This is a genomic window from Coraliomargarita algicola, assembly GCF_033878955.1.
GTDB classification, from domain to species: Bacteria; Verrucomicrobiota; Verrucomicrobiia; order Opitutales; family Coraliomargaritaceae; genus Thalassobacterium; species Thalassobacterium algicola.
Window position 1 is genome coordinate 3,409,842 of record NZ_CP138858.1, and the last position, 18,657, is coordinate 3,428,498.

The window sequence follows — 18,657 nt, forward strand, 5'->3', positions numbered from 1 at the left end:
TATTAACCGCTATGTGTCGGGACGCACAATGGCAAATTTCAATCAGGTATGATTAGGTCCGTATGGTGTCGCATCCATAAGCTGAGGTGTTGTTCGATACGTTCGCAGACTTTTTTCGCCGTTGGTTCGAGGCGGGCGGGTGCGGGCTGGCTCAGGAGTGTGCGAGCGGACTGCCGTAAGTCGGCGTGGAGGGTGGGCCACCAGGATTCGCGTACGGGGTAGCCCTCGTCTTTGAGTAGTAGGTAGAGGCTTTTCAGTAGCACGACTTCGGGGGCTTTGTCTTGAGCAAATGCGTCTAAGGCGCGCGCGGTTAATACAAATAATCGCTCAGACTCTGGCATGTGGGAGGCGTTCGCGACGAGCAATTGGCTCAGGCGCGATGCATTGCGCAGGCTGTGGTAGCTTTGTCCGATCTGTTCGCGTCGCTGTGTGAGTTGATACTCCTTTACGAAGCGCATGGTGCCCTGTTGCGAGCTTTCCAGTATGATGGCTGCTTGATCGAAGAGATCCGGGGTGGTGGATGTGTGCTTCTTCTTGGAGAGTCGTTTCAGGCACAGAAAGACCCCGCTCTCCGCAGTCAGTAGATGGAGTTTGAGAAAGGATTCGCCGGAGGGCTCCGTTTTGAGCACCAGAGCTTCTTCATGTTCAGCCATGGTCGACCGGGGCTTGGCCCTTCACCTGTCTGGGGTTTTCGATTTGGACGCTCTCGCCCGTTTTGGGGTTGGGGACCAGTGCGCCGCCGGAGATGATCAGTTTCATGCCGTCGGTAATGCTCATGCTCAGATGGATGACATCTTCTTCCGGTAACATTAGTAGGAAGCCGCTGGTCGGGTTGGGGGTGGTGGGCACGAATATATTGACGATGTGTTCCCCGGTGACTTCCTGGGTTTCACCTCGGGCGGAGCTGGTGAGGAAGCCCAGCACATAGCAACGCTTGCGCGGGTATTCGATTAAGACCACCTCTTGGAAGACGGCTTTTTTCTGCTGCCCGAAAGTGTCGACGATCTGCTTGACCGTACGATAGACTGCATTGATGAAGGGCACCTGATCCAGTAGGCGCTCAAGGCCGCTTAGGATGATGCGCCCGATCACGAAACGAGAGCCGTAGCCCAGCAGGGTGATCAATAAAAACACGACTAGGACCGAGATGGCTTCAAGGCCAAACTCGATGATCGGCTTACTGCGCCACTCTGGATCCAGGTACCAAAAGAAGAAATTACTCGCTGGGGTGCCGAGACGTTCGAGGAGGAAGTTAATGACGATAATCGTGACGCCCAGTGGGAGGACGACGATGATGCCAGTAATAAATGCGTTACGAAGTGAGCGAAGCATGGTGGGTCGGTGGTAAATGGAAGCCTAGTTGCTAGGATTTCGAAGTCAGTGGAGGCCGCAACGTTAAATAGCCGGATTCGCAGACGCTCCATCGGACGTTGACTGACTGGCGGCTCCAGTCTTCTGTGCTGGGGCAAACACTTTTCCGGGAGATAATATGATCAATTTACACGATAACTACGACGGCCTCGTTTTCGATATGGATGGCACGCTGGCGGATACGATGCCTACGCACTTCACCGCCTGGTCGCGCTCGATGGCTATGCACGGCATTGTTTTCCCAGAAGAGCGCTTTTATGCCCTCGGCGGGGTGCCTGCCGGGGTGATTGTCGATATGCTGGCCAAGGAGCAGGGCAAGACAGTGGATGCGGATGCGGTCGCAGAGGCCAAAGAAGAGCTTTTTCTGGAGCTGCTGAAAGACGTGCAGCCGATATTGCCGGTTAAAGCGATCGCGGAGTTTCATCGCGAGCACATCCCCATGGCGATTGCCACTGGCAGCCCGAAGTGGGTGGCGGAGAAGATCCTTAAGGCGCTCGGTATTTACGATTGGTTTGGAGCTGTGGTGGGGGCGGATGATGTGGAGTACCCCAAGCCTGCCCCCGATACCTACCTGAGAGCGGCCGAGTTGATCGGGGTCGATCCGAAGCGGTGCCATGCATTTGAAGACACTGAGTTGGGCATGCAAGCCGCTCGTAATGCGGGCATGACCGTGATCAACATCAATACACTCCTCTAGCTCCGAAAACCCAAGCTTTACATAATTGTCACCGAGCTTAGGCTCACACGTTTTTTACAGACCAGCGGTTTGACTGCTTGGCACTCCGAATAATCCATTTTTTATGAAACAACGCACCATACTGAGGGAAGTTTCCATCAAGGGCAAATCTCTGCATACAGGCGAAGAAGTCAACTTGACGCTCAAACCAGCTCCAGAAAATACTGGCGTGGTCTTTCGCCGGATCGACCTCTTCGGCAAACCGGAACTTAAGCCACTCATTGACCTCGTGGACGATCTTGTGCGCAGCACCACCATCGCGGATGGTCACGCCAAAGTGCACACCATCGAGCATGTGCTCAGCGCGTTAAGCGGTTGTGGTGTCGACAATGTCGTCATCGAGATGGATGCCAGCGAGCCCCCCATTTTAGACGGCTCCGCCAAGCATTTTGTTAACTTGATTCAACAAGCCGAGCCTGTGGAGCAAGACGCGGAGCGCGAATACTTCGTTCTCGAAGAGCCCGTCTCCGTCACTCGTGGTAACTCTTCGATTATCGCCCTCCCGCACAACGGTTTTCGCATCACCTGCACATCGGCCGATGATCGCGGCATCCATACCCAGCACCTGAGTCTGGATATTGATCCGGAGACGTATATTGCACAGGTCGCACCTGCTCGCACATTTACCATCTACGAAGACATCGAGGAACTGCTCAAACTCGGTAAGATCAAGGGCGGCAGCCTCGACAGCGCGATCGTTATTAAGGGCGATAAGATCGTCTCCAAAGAACCGCTCCGCTTTAAGGATGAGTTCGTGCGTCATAAGATGCTTGATATTGTCGGAGATATTACACTGGTCGGGATGCCGATTAAGGCGCATATTGTCGGCGTTCGCCCAGGTCACGCGCTGAATGCCGAGCTCTCTAAGGTTTTACGTAAGAAGTTGCTGGAGAAGATTAAAGGCACCAAACAGCGCAAGGAAGAGCGTAAGAAGAAGCTGGTGTCGGTCGATGCTGCCGAGACGGTCATGGACATCCGCCGGGTGCTCGACATTTTGCCGCACCGCTATCCATTCGTGATGATCGACCGCGTGATCGAGATCGTGAGTGAAGACGAGCTGGTGGCGCTCAAGAACGTCACCATCAACGAGCCCTATTTTCAAGGTCACTATCCCGGTCGTCCTGTGATGCCTGGTGTGCTTCAGATCGAGGCCATGGCGCAAGCTGCGGGGGTGTTGTTACTGCGCAAGCTTCCTGTGGAGCAGAACAAGATCGCCTTCTTCATGAGTGTGGATAAGGTCAAGTTTCGTCAGGCAGTCGAGCCGGGTGATTCGGTCGAGATCCGCGTGAAGCTGGTCAAAATCCGTGGTAACAAGATCGCGACCGCGACGGGGCAATGCACTGTCGGCGGCAAGGTTGTTTCCAGCGCCGAACTGATGTTCATGCTGGCGGACGCAACGGATTAATCCCAACCCATATTCCTATGCCTACGGACATTCATCCGACTGCAATTATCGAGCCTGGTGCCGAGCTGGAAGAGGGCGTCGTCGTTGGCGCTTACGCCTATATCGGCGCTCAGGTGAAAATCGCAAAGGGAACGGTCGTGATGCACCATGCCACAGTTGACGGTGCCACCACTATGGGGGAGGATAACGAAGTGCACCCCTACGCTTATGTTGGCGGGAAAACTCACGACTTAAAATATCGGGGCGGTTGCCCCGGTCTGCGTGTGGGCAACGGTAACGTCTTTCGCGAGTTCACCACCGTGCACTGTGCCACGACCGAAAATACCGAGACCATCGTCGGGGATCACAATCTGATACTTGCTTACAGTCATATCGCGCATGAGTGTATCGTGGGCAATCATCTGGTGATGAGTAGCCACGCAGCCCTCGGAGGGCATGTGCAACTCGGGGATCATGTCAATGTGGGCTGGGGCGCCGGACTGCATCAGTTTTGTCGCGTGGGCGATTACGCCATGGTGGGCGCCGCCTCTAAGGTGGTGCAAGATGTGCCGCCTTATATGATTGCTGACGGTAGCCCTGCGATGGTGCGCACGACGAATAAGGTCGGCCTGGAGCGCGCCGGATTCACGCCCGAAGATATCAATCGGGTGCGGCGCGTATTTAAAATGTTCTATAAAGAAGGTCTCAATCGTCGCCAAGCTGCCGAGAAGCTGAGTGCCGAATTGCCAGCCGATTGCGAGATCGTTCAAACCTTTTTAGCCTTCGTGCAGGGCAGTGAGCGCGGATTATCCTAGCAAGAGTAGTTTGTAGCATGTGAAGATGCGAGGCTTGGCGGTTCTATTTCTAGTGTATTCTGTGCTTGGGGGCCAGGTGCAGGCTGCGATGGATCAGACCGCCTATGTTTGGCAGCGGGCGTGGACGCCTGCGGTCGTTTCTGCGATCAGCGAGCATGCGGAGCTCTTGGATGGGCTGACCGTGCTCTGTGCTGAAATTGAGTTCGACCGTTTGGGGCAGCCCACTGTGGTGCAGATACAGCCGGACTGGGAGTCGTTGCGGGCCGCTAAGTTGCCCGTGACTATCGCGATTCGTGCGGCGACTTATGCCGGCTCTTTCGAAGACGGTCAAACGATGACCCGCTGTTTGCTCGACACCGTTCAGCAGGCTGTCCGAGCTGCGCGTGTGGAAGGCTTGGAGCCTACAGCTGTCGAAATTGATTTTGATTGCGCGACCCGCAACCTGGAGGGCTATGCCAACTGGTTGCACCTCATCCGCGCGCGATTGGATGGTCCCGCGCTCTCGATTACGACCTTGCCCACGTGGATGGGGCGTCCTGCTGCGTTTGCGCAGTTAATCGAGGCCACCGACCACTTCGTCTTACAGGTGCATAGTGTGCAACGGGCGGGACACATCGATACCGATGCGTCTTTGTGTGATCCTCAGCTGGCGCAGGGCTGGGTGCGACAAGCCGCAAAGTTTGAAAAGCCCTATCACGTGGCATTGCCGACCTATGCCTATCGTTTGGGCTATGCGGCTTCCGGTGAACTGGTCGAGGTCGCTGGCGAGAACGCTTCGTCAGTGCAAAATCCTGATTGGAACTATCGTGTGCTACGGGCCGATCCCGTTGAGATGGCGGGCTTGGTGCGTTTACTTGAAGGTGAGCGCCCGGATAATTGCCTGGGAGTGATTTGGTATCGCTTAGCGCTCGGTTGCGAAATGTATAACTGGGACCCGCTCACATGGCGTTCCGTGATGCAAGGAGCGGTTGCTCATCCCGGCTGGCAGGCTCATGCCCGTGTGCAATCCGATGGCCTGCTCGAGATCGAGCTGACTCAAGGCTCCGCGGTGGCAATGGAACCGCCCCGTGCTGTGGAATTGTCCTGGGGCGAGGGCTTTGCAGTGGCTTGGGATGGCCAACGTCACTATGCAGTGCAGAGGCTCTCGGAGCATGCGCTACTTTGGCAGTGGCCGGATACGATGTCGCCTCCGCTCTTGGCGCAAGGCACGCGTTGGACGATCGGTTGGGTGCGCATCCAAGATGCTGCTGACTTAAAAATAACAATTTTAAATAAATATGATTAAGCTAAGTTTTGCGATTTCACTTGGTGGCCTGTTTGGCATGACGCTGCTGCCGCTCGCCCATGCCTGTGGCCCTTGGCTGCCGGATTCATATATTCTGCGCAACGACGATGTCTTTTATGCAGCGCCCAAGCTCGGATTTGGTGTGGAGCTGCGCCACCTGCTGTCGGACACCGTGCCTCACGAGGCGCAGCTTGATAGTGAGCCACTCGGGGGCATGTCGTCGCAGGAGGCCTTGGCGAGCTCCCTGCGTGTGGCGGGAGTGGTCGGGGCGGAGGCAGATGTAGTTTTAGCTGCCTATGCAAATTTTCGCAAGCACTTGAATCGAGCCAAGGATCGCGATGGATCTGCCAAGCGCTATGACTATTCAGTGCAGTCGGATGCCGACAGCGAAGAATTCGAACCGATTGCCTTGGAAATGCTGGAAGTGCCGAGCGCTCTGCCAGACGAATTTCGATGCTACCTGCAAGGTGCGCTCGCGTATTATAGAAACGACCTGGCAGCCGCGTTGGATCATTGGCAGGCAGTGCTCGCCTTGCCCGAAGCGGAGCGGCAGCAGCGTTCCGTTATGGCAGCTTATATGATCGGTCGGGCTTGTCCGGATCGTGCCTTGAGCTATTTCCCCATGGTGCGCGAGTTGGTTGATGCGGGCTTCCCCGATCCCGATGGTTTGGCCGCAGCCAGTTATGGCTGGCAGGCGCGCGTGCATATGGATCAGGGGCAATTTCAAGAGGCGATCGATCTGTATCTACAACAATGGGCTGCCGGTTATTGGAATGCCGAGCAAAGTCTAAAACGCGTCGCCCGGGATGTCTGGAACTATGCCGATAATCAAAAGCTTCAGGATTTGATTCAGAACGACGCGAGTCGTGCCGTGCTGACCGCATACTTACTGGTCCAGCGGGACGATGCAGAGACCGCAGAGTTGCGAGCGCGCTTTTTAGAAGCCTTGCCTGATCTTGAGGCGATCAGCCTGCCCGAGGCGGGGCGTTTTGCGCTGATGGAATATCAACTCAATCATCTCAGTGCGGCTCGCTTATGGATCAGTCATGCGGCGCCTAGCGATGCATTGGCGCTTTGGGTGAAGAGCAAATTACTGTTACGCGCGGGGCGAATTGCTGAAGGGCGCACGCTGATGTTGGCATTGACAGAAACCATGCAATCGCAAGGCGAAGTTTGGCGGCGCCTGAATACCTCACGCGCCTGGGGGGAACTCGGCTTACTGATGCTGCGCGAAGAACGTTTTGTCGAGGCGGCCGATTGTTTTTGGAATGCGCGTAGTTGGGAGGATTGTGCTTACGTGCTGGAGCGTTTGCTGTCGATCGATGAATTAATTTCCTGGGTGGACGCGCATCCTGTCGAAATGGATCTCGAGCTCAGTTATCAGGATGGGGCCTCCCAATCGCTACTGGCACGGCGTTTGATGCGAGAGGGCCGCTTTGATCTAGCTTTGCAATACTTCCAACCCGCAGCGAGAGTGCATGCCGAGGCTTACCTGCAAGCCATGCGTTCTGCCAGCGACGCCAGTCAGGAGGTGCTCGCACGTGCGCAGCACTATTGGGAAGCCGCTTATCTGATGCGGGAATATGGAATGCTACTATTTGCGGCCGAGCTCGCGCCCGATTATGCTTGGACCGAGGGGGCTCTGGAGTGGGGCGATATGGCCCATGCGCGTGAGAAAAGATTGTATAGTATGGATTATCAAATTAACGAGCCAACGGGAAGGGAGTTGGATCGGGCCAATCGAACTCAAATATTACCTGATAAACGTTATCACTATCGATATCGAGCCGTGCGTTTGGCCGAGTTGGGCGCCAGCCTGCTGCCTAACAATCATGAACAAGCCGCCCGCATCTATTGCGTGGCAGGCAGTTGGATCAAATACCGCGACCCCTCCGAGGCCGATCGGCTTTTTAAACTCTTGGTGGTGCGTTGCCCCGATACCGAACTCGGGCAAGCCGCTACTGCAATCAACTGGTTTCCGCATGTCGATGTCGAATCGATTCAACCATTCGCAGATGACGACGAGTCGCTGCTTGAGTCGAGCGGGGTGGCGAGTGATCCGTGTGAAGATCAATAAGTTCTGAAACTTCCCGTCTCGCCAATATGGGGGTGATGTAATTTTTTGATAATTAATACTTGCACGATTGTGCATGTGAGCATTTTTAGGAAGGAGTATGTTTAATATAACTTCAAGAAAGGCATTCTCGTGAATACAGAAAAACTGACAATTGCATTAGATGAATTTGTCCACGTTGGGGGCGCGCTGGTGATCGTGATCGCGGTGGTTTCCATATTAACAGGCTTCATGCGTGAATATATTCCGCAGGATAAGCTACAAAAGAAGCTGACGAAGCATGAGAAATGGGGGCCCATTCTCGGAGCATTTTTAGGAATGCTGACTCCATTCTGTAGCGCCTCGGTGGTGCCGGTGACTATGGGGATGGCCAGTATGGGCGTTTCACTCGGGACTGTGTTGAGTTTTTTAATTTCGGCTCCGCTGTGTAATTTCATTGTCATGGCCATGGTCTATGCGGTTTTCGGGTTTAAGATCACTGCCACATATTTCCTCATCACGTTTACGGCTGCTATCTTTGGAGGATGGTTGATCTCGAAAACGCCATGGAAGAATGAAATCAAGCGAGGTGAAGAATTAGAGGGGAAGAAGGCCGCGGCGCCGAGTTGTTGCTCTGAGCCAGAGCCAGAACCTGCGTGCTGTGGAGCTCCTGTGACTAATTTTAGTGCGATTTCCGAGCCTGAGCCTGCATGTTGTGGCCCCGCGCTGTCGAGCTGCTGCGCGACTTCAGAGCCTACGGCAGAGGCCACAAAGCCGCAGCGAGCGCTGCGCTTCGCACTGGTGCTATTTAAGAAAATTATCCCTTACGTGTTACTCGGGGCATTGATCAGTGGTGTGTCGGCGGCCTATCTTTCCGCCGATATTGTGGAGAAGGTACGTGGGGGGCGATAGTTTGCTTTCGATCATCATTTCAGCGGTGATTGGGGTGCCGGTTTATCTACGCATCGAAATGGCAGTTCCACTGCTCAAGGTTCTGATTGTTAAGGGCATGGGGATCGGCCCCGCCATTGCGCTGATCATTGGTGGCACTGGAGCTAGCTTACCCGAGATCGCGCTGGTATCCTCAGTGCTTAAGCCGAAGGCAGTGATTGCATTTGTCAGTATCGTGCTGACCACTGCCATCCTGGGGGGCATTCTCATTCAATCGATTCTCTAGCAGGTGCTGGAGGCTTTGATATGAAATATCAAGAAAAGCCTAGCATGCATTGGGCGCAACGAATCGCTTCCGCTGTGAGCAAGTGGTGTGCGTATCGCTACCTGTCGGAAGTGATTCTTGCGCTGATTCGTGGGGGTAAACTGTCGGAGCAAATGAAGGCTGGGCGTAATATCGCATTGCTTGGTTTCTTCTGTCCTATTTTCTGGTTTGCCTTGTTTTTAGGTGCCGATAAATCCACTCTAGCGATGCACGCGGCACACTCTGGAATCGTCTTTTCGATCGGAGTGGTCATCATGCTAGCGAGTCTAATTAAACAAAGGTAATCAGCGAATGAATGAACAATACATAGACGCCCTCAAAGCCCTCGCCGAGCCGCATCGACTACGTTTGTTCTGGCTGTTGATACATGTGGATCAGTGCATTACTGTGGCTGAGGCCATGGATGTGACGGGGGACACTCAATACAACGCTTCGCGCAATTTAAAGATCTTGTATAAAGCCGGCTTGTTGACTCAGGAGCGATCCGGCAAGTGGGTGTATTACAAGTTGGCGGAACAGGCTGATGCCCACTGGAGTGCCCTCGTCGATTCCGTGCGTGCCCTGCCCGCAGAGGACTTTGCAGACGTCGCTTCTCGTTGTAAAATACGCTTGGCAATGCGAGTAAATGACGAATGCGTGGTCGGTGCAAATAGTGAGGATTGGTTGAAGCAGGTGGAGTGATGTGTTCACTCGGAGCGGATTTTGATTATCTTGTGACTAAAGTTTGCGGATTTGACTGAGCCCCAGGGCGCTCGGTGATTCATTTTAATATTTCTGTAAGGGTTCTATCGCCAGCCCGTTCACTCCATAGACAATCTATGGCTTCGATACGAAATATTATACACCACGGCTTGCAGGATGAGGACAACCGCTTGTTGATGGCGTCCTCTCCGATTTTTTTGATGCATGTGGCTGCATTTGGTGCCCTGTTTACTGGATTTAGCTGGGTGGCATTACTTGCATTATTCATCACTTATGTCGTGCGTGTCTTTGCGTTGACGGCTGGCTTTCATCGTTATTTTTCGCATCGATCCTTTAAGACCAGTCGTGGCTTCCAGTTTGTCATGGCTTGGGTGGGGACCTCTGCCGCTCAATTGGGGCCGATGTGGTGGGCCGCGAATCATCGTCATCATCATCAGCACTCGGATCAGCAGGAGGATATACATTCTCCAGTGGTAAAGGATGCTTTTTGGGCGCACATTGGCTGGGTGCTATGTCGCGCCTATGGTTCCATTCAGTATGATCGGGTCAAGGATCTGAGTAAATATCCGGAATTACGCTTTATCGACCGCTTCCATGTGCTGCCGGTGTTGTCCTTGATCCTTCTACTCTATACAGTTGGGACTGGTCTGAATATTTACTATCCTGCCTTGGGCACTAGTGGCATGCAGCTAGTCATGTGGGGGTTCTTTCTTAGCACGATACTGGTCTATCATGTAACTTTCTGCGTCAACTCAGTAACCCATATAGTAGGATCGAAGCGATTTAATAATGATGATGAGAGTCGCAATAGTTGGTGGGTTGCTTTGCTCACTTTCGGTGAGGGCTGGCATAATAACCATCACCGTTGGCCGCTGTCGGCAAGGCAGGGCATGTATTGGTGGGAGTTTGATTTGAGCTACCTGCTACTACGTGTCTTGGAAAAGCTCGGTTTAGTTTGGGATATAAAAGTGTATCCAAAGAGTATTTACCGAGAGGCGGCGGCAGCAGCCGTTAAAGAGACTGTGCTATGATGGATTTTTGGATCAGTCTATTTGTGGCGGGGCTTGTGGTGGCTACGGTCGCTTATTGTATCGCGCTGCGCATGCAGCTGATGGCCTTGGTGGATCTAGTTTGGAGCGCAGGCTTAGGCATGGCTGCGGTGGCCTATTTATTCTACTCGGGGCCAGCGACTTTGCGCGCCTATGGGGTGACACTCGTCTTGGTGCTATGGTCGTTTCGATTGAGCTATCATCTATTGACCGATCGTGTGCTCAAGGGAGAAGAGGACGCACGTTATCAGCACTTGGCTGTGTATTGGGGCGCGTCGGCTAAGCGTAATTTTCTCGCTCTGTTCTTATTGCAAGTGTGCTTGGTTGCCTTGTTTTTTTGGCCCGTTTCGATTGCGATGGACGCGGGAGGTGGGCGCTGGCTTTGGAGCGACTGGTTGGCGGTGGTGATTGCTATGATCGCCTTTAGTGGAGAGACGCTCGCGGATCGGCAGTTGGCCCGCTTTCGAGCACGCGTAGATTGCCAAGGACAAGTTTGCCGTGAAGGTTTATGGCGCTATTCCCGGCATCCGAACTATTTTTTTGAATGGCTCCATTGGTGGGCTTATGTGGCCTTCGCGCTGACTTCCACCTGGTGGTGGGCTTTGCTTGGCCCGACAGCGATGTATATTTTCTTACGTTACCTCACCGGAATTCCGCATGCCGAACGTTCTTCATTGAAGAGCCGCGGCGAGGCATACCGGTGCTATCAACAAAGCACGAATACTTTCTTCCCATGGCCACCACACATACCTCAATCCTAAGTCAGAATACCGGAACCAAGGCTTCGTTGCGCTTGATGGAACGCGTTTTCCTGCGTTTATTGCAAGGAGTTCGACAGGGGAGCCTATGCATTGAGTTTCCCAGTGGGAGCAAAGTGGTGCTGGGCGATGAATGCTTGCCGATGGCTCATCTGCAGGTCTTGAAGTCTGAATTTTTTAGGCAGGTGCTCTCCGGTGGCAGCGTTGCACTGGGGGAGGCCTATGTGGATGGCTTATGGACTACCAACGATTTGAGTCAGTTATTGAAACTTTTGGCCCGCAATCAGCGACAGGTCGGGCGTCTGGGGCAGGGCTTTTCCTTGCTCGCGCGGCAATTGAATCATTGGTATCACCTCGCACGTAAGAATACCTTGAAGCAAAGCCGTGAGAATATTCAGGCCCACTACGACCTGAGTAATCAATTTTACGCAAGCTTTCTCGATCCCACGATGACCTATTCCAGTGCTTGCTTTGCCCGCCGATCCGATACTTTGGAGCAAGCGCAGCTGAGTAAGATCGATCGTATGCTGGACCTCGCTGCTGTGGGGGCCGGAGATTCGATTTTGGAAATTGGTTCCGGCTGGGGGGCACTGGCGAAACGTGCGGCTGAGCGTGGTTGTCATGTGACCACAATCACCCTCTCCGAGGAGCAGCTCGCGTATGCGCAACAATTGTTCACAGCGTCAGGGGTTTCGGGGCAGATTGATATACAATTGAAGGATTATCGTAATTTAGTTGGTCAGTTTGATGCGGTGATCTCTTGCGAAATGATCGAGGCCGTCGGAAAGCAGTATTTGCCTAGTTATTTTGAGACCATTCGCGACTGCTTGAAGCCAGGGGCAAAGGCAGTGCTCCAGGCGATTACCATCTCGGATGATCGCTACGCGCAATACTGCCGCAGTTGTGATTGGATTCAAAAACACATTTTCCCTGGAGGGCATTTGCCCTCTCCATCGGCGATACGGGAGCATGTCGAACAGGCAGGGGAGCTACAAATTACACAGATGCATGCCTTTGGTTCTGATTATGCGGAAACCCTGCGGCGTTGGGCGGATGCATTCAATCGGCAACAAGAGACAGTCCGCTTTCTTGGTTTTGATGAGGCCTTTTGCCGTAAGTGGAATTATTATTTCAGTTACTGTGAAGCTGGCTTTGATACTGATTTAATCGATGTGCAGCATGTCGTGATTGAGAAAGTCCAGTCCTGAGCAGTGAAGCGAGCTCGACGATGAAGCGGAGCTAGAATCGGCATATCGCCGCTTTGGCTAAACCACTGGCGGTGTTTCTTTTTTCTGATCTTTATTGATCAGGGTGTGTGGCGAATTCGGTGTGGGGCGTGGATAGATTTGAAGCTTCTTTCGGTAGTAGATTTGGGCGGCTTGCCACAGAATGCGTGGCATAGTATTGAGTGCGGTGTCAAATGGGCGGACCAGGGCGTAGCGCCAAATTGTGGCATTGTTGAGTGTTTTCGCTTTGCCCTGTATGCTGGTTTTTATGATGTATTCATCATTCCGATACAAGTCGACGCCAATGGAAATGCTTTCGCGTTCAATTCGAAAGGTGAAGTGATACTCGCCGTGCTGGTTGTTGAACGGGGAGACGTGGAAGTCTTTGGGGCAGGTCGCTGTCCAGCTATATCTTGATTTTTGGTTGAGCTTTGTGAGTGGATATATGTGTCGATCCCCGAAGGTATTATTAACTTCAGCGACGACCGCTAGCAACTGCTGGTCTTGCATGCGTAGGTGGAAGTTGACTGGATTAAAGGCATAGCCAAAGTATCGCGGCGAGCTAATGAGCAGGGTATGTGTTGCATGCTGGCAGGGGATGTATGCATCCAGTTGTTGCTCGATGCTCTGTGAATTGCCGTTTAAATAATCCCTGTCCCGGATGGTGAGTGGCCGAAATTGATTGTGCCCTAGTAGCGTGGCCTGTTGCGACAGCGTGGGTAGTTCGGCCAGGTTGAAGCAAAAGAATGTTGCAGGGTAGCTGAATGCATGGGGCGTGGGGCCTAGCCGTTGGTGGGTGACTGTCCCGCGAAATAACTGTGAGTGCCGCTTCATAGATGGATACCAAATGCCTGAGCCACTTCGACTGCCGAGGTGACCGCATCCTCGTGAAAGCCGTAGCCAAAGTAGCTGCCGCAGAACCATGTGTGGTCGGCTCCATTCATACTCCGAAGTTTGGCTTGGGTGCCCATGCTTTCAAAGGAGTAGAGCGGGTGCATCAGGGTGGTGCTGTTAATAATTTTGTCTTCAGAGATGGGCTGTGAAGGGTTGAGCGTGACGATGTAATGGCGTTCCGTAGGTAAATTTTGTAGCCGGTTCATGTAATAACTTACAGCAACTGGACGCGTTTCTGCGTCGCCCGCTTCGCGCACAAAATTCCATGAGGACCAAAGCTTCGAGTGACTCGGGAGCTGCTTGGTATCGGTGTGCAGCGTCACTGTATTGGGCTGGTAGCGCCAGGGCCCGAGGTTCGCGATTTCGTGAGAACTTGGATCGCCTAGCAGCCTGAGCGCTTCGTCTGCATGAGCTCCGATCACGAGCTCGTCAAAGTCCAGTTCTTGGCCATCTTGCATCTGTAGCGTGACACCTCTGCCATGGCGCATGATTCGCGTCGGTGCTGCATTCAAATGGGGTGGATTCTTGAAGCTTTGTAACATTGCTCGCACATAGCTGCGTGAGCCCCCCTTTACATAGCGCCATTGTGGTCGGTTGCTGAGTCGTAGCAGGCCATGGTTTTCCAAAAAATGTAAGTATGCCTGGGCAGGGAAGGCCCGCATTTCGGAGATCGGTGAAGACCATATGGCGGCGCCCATGGGGTAGAGATAATTCTCTTGGAAGGCCTTGCCGAAGCCGCGTTCGTCGCAATAAGTCCCCAGTGTTTTACCTGCCAGATAGCCAGAGTTGAGATCGCGGTAACCTATCCTTGCGAAGCGATACAGGTCACCGACTAGAGCGAGGTGCTTGATCTTAAATAAATAGCTGAAGGATGGAAAGAGGCTGCTGACGGAATTGCCCGAATAACCATACTTTGACGCGTGGTCGTAGAAGCTAAAAGTCATCGAACTGTCCTCCAGTTCGATATTTAGCTGCTTGAGTAGCTGTGTGAAATTAGGGTAGTTGCGGTGGTTCATCACAATGAAGCCTGTATCGACTGGCGTGCCAGCATCGGGGCCTTGGGGGACTTGTAAGGTGCGGGTGTGACCACCTACATAGTCGTTCTTCTCGAAGAGGTGAACCTCGTGCTTACGTTGTAAGAGCCATGCCGCGGTGAGTCCGGCGACACCGCAACCTACGACGGCGATACGTTTGCGTTCTGTGGGCATGGAAATGTCTTTCATGTTGTCAGGGTTTAGGGAGAGATCGGCAGATGCTCGGTGAACTTACTTAGATTATCTGTAAGTTTTCCGCCGCTGGTGGGATCCATTTATATGAACATCTTGAGGCTCTCCTGTTATAGCGTGCTCATTTGCACGCTATTGCTCTTCTTCACCGCTTGCGAACACACGCCTATGCACACTCAGACAACACCTAATGCCGCCTTTCAACAGGCGCTCATAGCAACAGATCCAGCGCAGTTTAATCTACCCGCGCCAGGCTCGGATGAAGAAGCTGAAATGTTGAAAGGGATACAGAACCTTTTCATGGATTACAGCCATGCTAATTTATCCGCGAAGGTTGAGCAGGTGTATGCCGAGCGCGTCTATTTCCGCGATGCTTTTAGGCAGTTGCATACCGCTGAGGAAATACGCGAATACTTCCTCGAGGGCTTGGAACCTTTGGAAGGTGCGGAGTTTGTGTTTAATAATGTAGCTCGAACAGGCGGAGATTTTTACCTCGATTGGACCATGCGTCTGGATTTTAAAAAGACACCGACGGGCACTTGGGAGGAATCGATGGGGGTCTCACGTATCCGCTTTGATTCGGCAGGACAGGTGATTTTTCATCAAGACTTTTGGGATCCCACAGACATCGTGTATCAACGTATCCCGATTGCGAAGCAGTTGATTGCATATGTGAAAGGAAAACTATAAGCTCACTTTCTTGATCCACAGAGACGCTACTTTCATTGCAGATTGAGATTAACTCCATTTCGTATGATTTGCTTCGGTGCGCCCGGGCCACCAAAAGGTTCCTTTCTCCAAGCGCATGGCCAAGACCCAGAAGCCGGTGCCATCCCAATAAAGCAATTTTACGCGATCACGCCGGCGGTTCGCGAATAAAAATAGACTCCCGTCCATCGGATTCAGGTCAAGTTGGTGCTTGGCGATTGCATAGAGGCCATTGAAGGCCTTGCGCATATCGGTGGGATCCACGCACAAGTAAATCCTCAGCGAACTCGAAAAGTTAAACATCAAATATCTCCTCTTTGATGGATTTAACCAGAGCGACCAAGGATTGCTCACTCGGCGCTGCGATAATCGCGTATTCCAGAGAGCCGGAGCGCAATGTAATGCTGATTGCCGAGCTGGAACTGCTCAGAGACGAGCTGACACGCACTGGAACAAAAGTCGCATTTTCTGGCTGCAAGCTCGTCGGCTTCGATTTGCGCTGTGACTGACTGCGCCAGGCATACAGCGATTTATAATTGTGCGCGTGTTCACGCGCGTATGCACTTGCGGACAATCCGCTTTGCTTCCAGTGCGCGACGTGCTCGCGGCGTTCGGACTCGTTGAAGCGCCGACGGCGGCTCTGAGCTGTGATTGGGCTTGCTTGGTTTTCTATGCCCGAGAGATTAACCTAAAGTTAAGCTCTCGTATAGTGGGTCAATGTTCGGACGATAACGAGAGTAGGTTGCGGTCAAAACGTCCGATACGAGCCAGCAGCAGCGCGTCACGCTCATCGTTTTTGTTGTCGGTCTGGTAGATCGCCCGGACCTTGCGTGGATTGGCGACGACTACCTTGTGGCCGCGCTGGTTAAACAGACGGCTAATCCATGGCGAATGACAACCGGCCTCCATGATGAGAGTGGCGCCTCGGTTGGCTTTGCTGAAACGGATTAGCTCGGGCTGGTTGTTGAGCAGTGTTGTTCGTTCGATAATCTCGCCCTCTGCGTTTAGAGTGCAAGTTTCGTGGCTCTTGTCGCCTAGGTCGATGCCGATGGTGTGGGTGTTTTTTGCTGTATTCATAGTGGCGTAGTTCTATGCGATTGAGCTCCATTTTTTTGAAGCTTACTCGCTACGCCTTCTCATGCCTACTGGTTGTGTCCTAGTCTTTGAGTGTAATCTGACGGATTAGATCGAGCGGATAAACCTCTGCTGCCTTATTTTTGGTCCCTTTGGGAAAAAGGCTGGCTTTGACGTATCCATCGTAAAACTCAACGATAGAGCCTGCTCCAACCTGATTGGTTTTGCTTCCATCCTTGAAGATGATGGCGCCATTTAATGTGCCAGTTGCATTTGGTGCTTCTCTTTTTTCTATCAATGCGTGGACGATGAATCCTGCTAAGATTGAACAGGCTATGATGATATGTCCTAGGTTTAAATTTTTCATTTTTACTTTCACAACGTCAAGAGGTGGCACGGAGTGAGGCACGAACGGAGTTGTCCACTCTCGTCTGGATGCGTGCTGGGTAACCGGCTCATTGATTAAAGGGTGAAATACGATGAATAACGACATAAACATAGTAATCAAGTCCCAAAGCCAGCCTGATGGAGGCGAAGGCTATAGCGCAGGGCAAGCTGTGCACGGTAACGTGTCTGGTGAAGAAGGCCTGTGCGCGAACATGCGGGGCGACTGTGTGCGGCGTAGCTCGAAGAGCGAAGACGTATGCACAAGTTCCGAGGTCTGCCGACAAGACCGGGCCGCTTGCGGAACCGGACCAAGCCCGACAGGTCAAGTCCGTCTCATGGAGTCTATCCTTGAGCGGGAAAACATGAATAGAGCGTATAAACAGGTGAAGTCGAACAAGGGAGCCGCAGGCGTCGACGGGATGACCGTTGGTCAGCTTCGTGGCTACCTCGACCACCATTGGACAAAGATAGAAGCGTCCTTGCTGGCAGGCTCGTATGAGCCGATGCCAGCGAGGCGCAAGGAGATCGAGAAGCCAGACGGCGGCGTGCGTCTGTTGGGCATTCCGACGGTCCTAGACCGTCTGATCCAGCAAGCCATTGCTCAAGTCTTAGAGAGGGTGTGGGATCATACCTTCTCCGAATCAAGCTATCCCGACTTGTCGGGACCCAAATCGCAGCCAGCGCGAAGCAATCGTGCAGTGCCGTCAACATGTGACGGATGGCCTGCGGTTCTGCGTGGACATCGACCTGTCGAAGTTCTTTGACAGGGTCAACCATGACCGCCTGATGAGTCGATTGGCTCTAAAGGTTCAGGATAAGCGGGTGCTCAAGCTGATTCGCAAATACCTCGAATGCGGGGTGATCGTTGATGGATTGGAAGAGGCAACGGAAGAAGGCACGCCGCAAGGCGGGCCACTCTCTCCGCTGCTCTCCAACATTGTCCTAGACGAACTCGATAAAGAGCTAGAGAAACGCGCTCTAAAGTTCGTTCGTTACGCTGACGACTGTGTCGTCTATGTCGGCAGTAAGCGAGCGGGAGAACGCGTAAAGGGAAGTATCACAAAGTTCATTACGAAGCGCTTGCGCCTCAAAGTGAACGAAGCGAAAAGCTCCGTGGGCCGCCCATGGAAAAGCAAATACCTCGGCTTCAGCCTGACTAGCACTCGGGCACAGCCACGGATCAAACTGCATTGGAAAACGCTGGATCGGTTGAAAGCTAAAATCCGCGAACTGACAGGCCGCCAACGCGGACGTAGTCTCCTAAGCATCATCAAAGAACTCAACGAGTATCTACGGGGATGGTGGGGCTACTTCAGCGTAATGGAAACGCCTTACCAACTCGCACAATTAGCAGGGTGGATTCGGCGCAGACTGCGCAGCTACATCTGGAAGCAATGGAAGAATCGGCGCACCCGCGTCGGCAATCTCATGAAGCTAGGGATTTACGAAGAAACCGCAGTCAAAACAGGCTGCGCCCGAAAGGGAGCTTGGCGTATGTTTTGAATCCCGCCAGAGGGCAATGAACGAGAGTGAATCGGGGAGCCAAGTGAAATGGGTCATGATCGCTTTGCCCAATGATTACTTTACCTCACGCGGACTGGTGATCCCATGGATTTGAACCTGCCTTGAATCAGCCGAACCGCCACTTACGGATCCGTATGAGTGGTGGTGTGGGAGGGCTCCTCAGTGATGGGGAGTCCTATCCCGATATACCCTCGGTCAGTCCCAATGCACTCGACCTGTCCTGTCTCCTCAGTGTTCATTTCTTAGATT

The 18,657-nt window shown here is 53.0% G+C and carries 21 protein-coding genes and 1 pseudogene; 14 read left to right on the forward strand and 8 right to left on the reverse strand.

Annotated elements, in window-relative coordinates:
* Positions 1 to 38 precede the first annotated feature (38 nt).
* Together SH580_RS13900 and SH580_RS13905 are read right to left on the reverse strand one after the other, a co-directional pair.
* Complete coding sequence (locus tag SH580_RS13900) at positions 39 to 653, reverse strand: hypothetical protein (RefSeq protein WP_319831449.1); 615 nt, start codon at positions 651 to 653, stop codon at positions 39 to 41.
* Entirely contained in the window at positions 646 to 1,332 is a 687-nt protein-coding gene (locus tag SH580_RS13905) for a DUF502 domain-containing protein (RefSeq protein WP_319831450.1), read from the reverse strand. The genes SH580_RS13900 and SH580_RS13905 overlap by 8 nt, the downstream gene beginning before the upstream one ends.
* Positions 1,333 to 1,489: 157 nt before the next feature.
* Here SH580_RS13905 and SH580_RS13910 point away from each other — a divergent pair, with 157 nt between their 5' ends.
* The 11 genes and pseudogenes from SH580_RS13910 (at position 1,490) to SH580_RS13965 (ending at position 12,577) form a co-directional block, all read left to right on the forward strand.
* Positions 1,490 to 2,068, forward strand: a complete 579-nt coding sequence (locus SH580_RS13910; RefSeq protein WP_319831451.1) for an HAD family hydrolase — start codon at positions 1,490 to 1,492, stop codon at positions 2,066 to 2,068.
* A 103-nt stretch (positions 2,069 to 2,171) separates the two neighbouring features.
* Positions 2,172 to 3,512 carry a bifunctional UDP-3-O-[3-hydroxymyristoyl] N-acetylglucosamine deacetylase/3-hydroxyacyl-ACP dehydratase gene (locus SH580_RS13915; RefSeq protein ID WP_319831452.1) on the forward strand — a complete coding sequence of 447 codons (1,341 nt, stop codon included), beginning with the start codon at positions 2,172 to 2,174 and terminating at the stop codon, positions 3,510 to 3,512.
* A gap of 17 nt (positions 3,513 to 3,529) precedes the next feature.
* The gene (gene lpxA, locus SH580_RS13920; RefSeq protein ID WP_319831453.1) at positions 3,530 to 4,306 is read left to right on the forward strand and encodes an acyl-ACP--UDP-N-acetylglucosamine O-acyltransferase; all 777 of its coding nucleotides are present in this window, start codon (positions 3,530 to 3,532) and stop codon (positions 4,304 to 4,306) included.
* 52 nt (positions 4,307 to 4,358) lie between these two features.
* A complete protein-coding gene (locus SH580_RS13925; RefSeq protein ID WP_319831454.1) occupies positions 4,359 to 5,591 on the forward strand; it encodes a DUF3142 domain-containing protein in 1,233 nt (410 codons plus the stop codon).
* Entirely contained in the window at positions 5,584 to 7,668 is a 2,085-nt protein-coding gene (locus tag SH580_RS13930; RefSeq protein ID WP_319831455.1) for an ATP-binding protein, read from the forward strand. The genes SH580_RS13925 and SH580_RS13930 overlap by 8 nt, the downstream gene beginning before the upstream one ends.
* A gap of 123 nt (positions 7,669 to 7,791) precedes the next feature.
* Positions 7,792 to 8,821, forward strand: a pseudogene (locus SH580_RS13935) (permease).
* Positions 8,822 to 8,841: 20 nt separating this feature from the next.
* Positions 8,842 to 9,144 (forward strand): hypothetical protein, encoded by a 303-nt coding sequence (locus SH580_RS13945; protein WP_319831458.1) that lies wholly within the window; start codon positions 8,842 to 8,844, stop codon positions 9,142 to 9,144.
* Positions 9,145 to 9,151: 7 nt separating this feature from the next.
* The gene (locus tag SH580_RS13950) at positions 9,152 to 9,541 is read left to right on the forward strand and encodes an ArsR/SmtB family transcription factor (protein ID WP_319831459.1); all 390 of its coding nucleotides are present in this window, start codon (positions 9,152 to 9,154) and stop codon (positions 9,539 to 9,541) included.
* A gap of 137 nt (positions 9,542 to 9,678) precedes the next feature.
* Positions 9,679 to 10,593, forward strand: a complete 915-nt coding sequence (locus SH580_RS13955; protein WP_319831460.1) for an acyl-CoA desaturase — start codon at positions 9,679 to 9,681, stop codon at positions 10,591 to 10,593.
* On the forward strand, positions 10,590 to 11,372 hold the full coding sequence (locus SH580_RS13960; protein WP_319831461.1) for a DUF1295 domain-containing protein: 783 nt from the start codon (positions 10,590 to 10,592) through the stop codon (positions 11,370 to 11,372). The genes SH580_RS13955 and SH580_RS13960 overlap by 4 nt, the downstream gene beginning before the upstream one ends.
* Positions 11,345 to 12,577 carry a class I SAM-dependent methyltransferase gene (locus SH580_RS13965; protein WP_319831462.1) on the forward strand — a complete coding sequence of 411 codons (1,233 nt, stop codon included), beginning with the start codon at positions 11,345 to 11,347 and terminating at the stop codon, positions 12,575 to 12,577. Before SH580_RS13960 ends, SH580_RS13965 begins: the two co-directional genes overlap by 28 nt.
* 57 nt (positions 12,578 to 12,634) lie before the next feature.
* Here SH580_RS13965 and SH580_RS13970 read toward each other — a convergent pair whose 3' ends face one another.
* Together SH580_RS13970 and SH580_RS13975 are read right to left on the reverse strand one after the other, a co-directional pair.
* Complete coding sequence (locus SH580_RS13970) at positions 12,635 to 13,429, reverse strand: DUF1365 domain-containing protein (RefSeq protein WP_319831463.1); 795 nt, start codon at positions 13,427 to 13,429, stop codon at positions 12,635 to 12,637.
* The gene (locus SH580_RS13975; RefSeq protein WP_319831464.1) at positions 13,426 to 14,712 is read right to left on the reverse strand and encodes an NAD(P)/FAD-dependent oxidoreductase; all 1,287 of its coding nucleotides are present in this window, start codon (positions 14,710 to 14,712) and stop codon (positions 13,426 to 13,428) included. The genes SH580_RS13970 and SH580_RS13975 overlap by 4 nt, the downstream gene beginning before the upstream one ends.
* A gap of 171 nt (positions 14,713 to 14,883) precedes the next feature.
* Between SH580_RS13975 and SH580_RS13980 the strand changes: the two genes are divergently transcribed.
* Entirely contained in the window at positions 14,884 to 15,405 is a 522-nt protein-coding gene (locus SH580_RS13980) for a nuclear transport factor 2 family protein (RefSeq protein ID WP_319831465.1), read from the forward strand.
* A 48-nt stretch (positions 15,406 to 15,453) separates the two neighbouring features.
* Here SH580_RS13980 and tnpB read toward each other — a convergent pair whose 3' ends face one another.
* The 4 genes from tnpB to SH580_RS14000 all read right to left on the reverse strand — a co-directional run bounded on the left by tnpB (position 15,454) and on the right by SH580_RS14000 (position 16,864).
* Entirely contained in the window at positions 15,454 to 15,726 is a 273-nt protein-coding gene (gene tnpB, locus SH580_RS13985; RefSeq protein WP_319831466.1) for an IS66 family insertion sequence element accessory protein TnpB, read from the reverse strand.
* Positions 15,719 to 16,096: an IS66 family insertion sequence element accessory protein TnpA gene (gene tnpA, locus SH580_RS13990; RefSeq protein ID WP_319835012.1), complete on the reverse strand. Its 378-nt coding sequence runs from the start codon at positions 16,094 to 16,096 to the stop codon at positions 15,719 to 15,721. Before tnpA ends, tnpB begins: the two co-directional genes overlap by 8 nt.
* A 41-nt stretch (positions 16,097 to 16,137) precedes the next feature.
* Entirely contained in the window at positions 16,138 to 16,500 is a 363-nt protein-coding gene (locus SH580_RS13995) for an IS110 family transposase (protein WP_319831467.1), read from the reverse strand.
* 79 nt (positions 16,501 to 16,579) lie between these two features.
* On the reverse strand, positions 16,580 to 16,864 hold the full coding sequence (locus SH580_RS14000) for a hypothetical protein (protein WP_319831468.1): 285 nt from the start codon (positions 16,862 to 16,864) through the stop codon (positions 16,580 to 16,582).
* 112 nt (positions 16,865 to 16,976) lie between these two features.
* On the opposite strand from SH580_RS14000, the gene SH580_RS14005 reads away from it, so the two are divergent.
* Positions 16,977 to 17,648, forward strand: coding sequence for a hypothetical protein (locus SH580_RS14005; RefSeq protein WP_319831469.1), 672 nt, complete (start codon positions 16,977 to 16,979; stop codon positions 17,646 to 17,648).
* On the forward strand, positions 17,620 to 18,387 hold the full coding sequence (locus SH580_RS14010) for a reverse transcriptase domain-containing protein (protein WP_486599293.1): 768 nt from the start codon (positions 17,620 to 17,622) through the stop codon (positions 18,385 to 18,387). Before SH580_RS14005 ends, SH580_RS14010 begins: the two co-directional genes overlap by 29 nt.
* Positions 18,388 to 18,657 lie beyond the last annotated feature (270 nt).

What these genes read in the sequence shown, in the direction of transcription:
- SH580_RS13900 (WP_319831449.1), bottom strand. Translation starts at nt 653, where the DNA reads ATGGCTGAACATGAAGAAGCTCTGGTGCTCAAAACGGAGCCCTCCGGC.
- SH580_RS13980 (WP_319831465.1), top strand. Translation starts at nt 14,884, where the DNA reads ATGCACACTCAGACAACACCTAATGCCGCCTTTCAACAGGCGCTCATA.
- SH580_RS14005 (WP_319831469.1), top strand. Translation starts at nt 16,977, where the DNA reads ATGAATAACGACATAAACATAGTAATCAAGTCCCAAAGCCAGCCTGAT.
- SH580_RS13960 (WP_319831461.1), top strand. Translation starts at nt 10,590, where the DNA reads ATGATGGATTTTTGGATCAGTCTATTTGTGGCGGGGCTTGTGGTGGCT.
- SH580_RS13965 (WP_319831462.1), top strand. Translation starts at nt 11,345, where the DNA reads ATGGCCACCACACATACCTCAATCCTAAGTCAGAATACCGGAACCAAG.
- SH580_RS13955 (WP_319831460.1), top strand. Translation starts at nt 9,679, where the DNA reads ATGGCTTCGATACGAAATATTATACACCACGGCTTGCAGGATGAGGAC.
- SH580_RS13905 (WP_319831450.1), bottom strand. Translation starts at nt 1,332, where the DNA reads ATGCTTCGCTCACTTCGTAACGCATTTATTACTGGCATCATCGTCGTC.
- SH580_RS14000 (WP_319831468.1), bottom strand. Translation starts at nt 16,864, where the DNA reads ATGAAAAATTTAAACCTAGGACATATCATCATAGCCTGTTCAATCTTA.
- SH580_RS13910 (WP_319831451.1), top strand. Translation starts at nt 1,490, where the DNA reads ATGATCAATTTACACGATAACTACGACGGCCTCGTTTTCGATATGGAT.
- tnpB (WP_319831466.1), bottom strand. Translation starts at nt 15,726, where the DNA reads ATGTTTAACTTTTCGAGTTCGCTGAGGATTTACTTGTGCGTGGATCCC.
- lpxA (WP_319831453.1), top strand. Translation starts at nt 3,530, where the DNA reads ATGCCTACGGACATTCATCCGACTGCAATTATCGAGCCTGGTGCCGAG.
- SH580_RS13975 (WP_319831464.1), bottom strand. Translation starts at nt 14,712, where the DNA reads ATGAAAGACATTTCCATGCCCACAGAACGCAAACGTATCGCCGTCGTA.
- SH580_RS13950 (WP_319831459.1), top strand. Translation starts at nt 9,152, where the DNA reads ATGAATGAACAATACATAGACGCCCTCAAAGCCCTCGCCGAGCCGCAT.
- SH580_RS13945 (WP_319831458.1), top strand. Translation starts at nt 8,842, where the DNA reads ATGAAATATCAAGAAAAGCCTAGCATGCATTGGGCGCAACGAATCGCT.
- SH580_RS13930 (WP_319831455.1), top strand. Translation starts at nt 5,584, where the DNA reads ATGATTAAGCTAAGTTTTGCGATTTCACTTGGTGGCCTGTTTGGCATG.
- SH580_RS13915 (WP_319831452.1), top strand. Translation starts at nt 2,172, where the DNA reads ATGAAACAACGCACCATACTGAGGGAAGTTTCCATCAAGGGCAAATCT.
- SH580_RS13995 (WP_319831467.1), bottom strand. Translation starts at nt 16,500, where the DNA reads ATGAATACAGCAAAAAACACCCACACCATCGGCATCGACCTAGGCGAC.
- SH580_RS13970 (WP_319831463.1), bottom strand. Translation starts at nt 13,429, where the DNA reads ATGAAGCGGCACTCACAGTTATTTCGCGGGACAGTCACCCACCAACGG.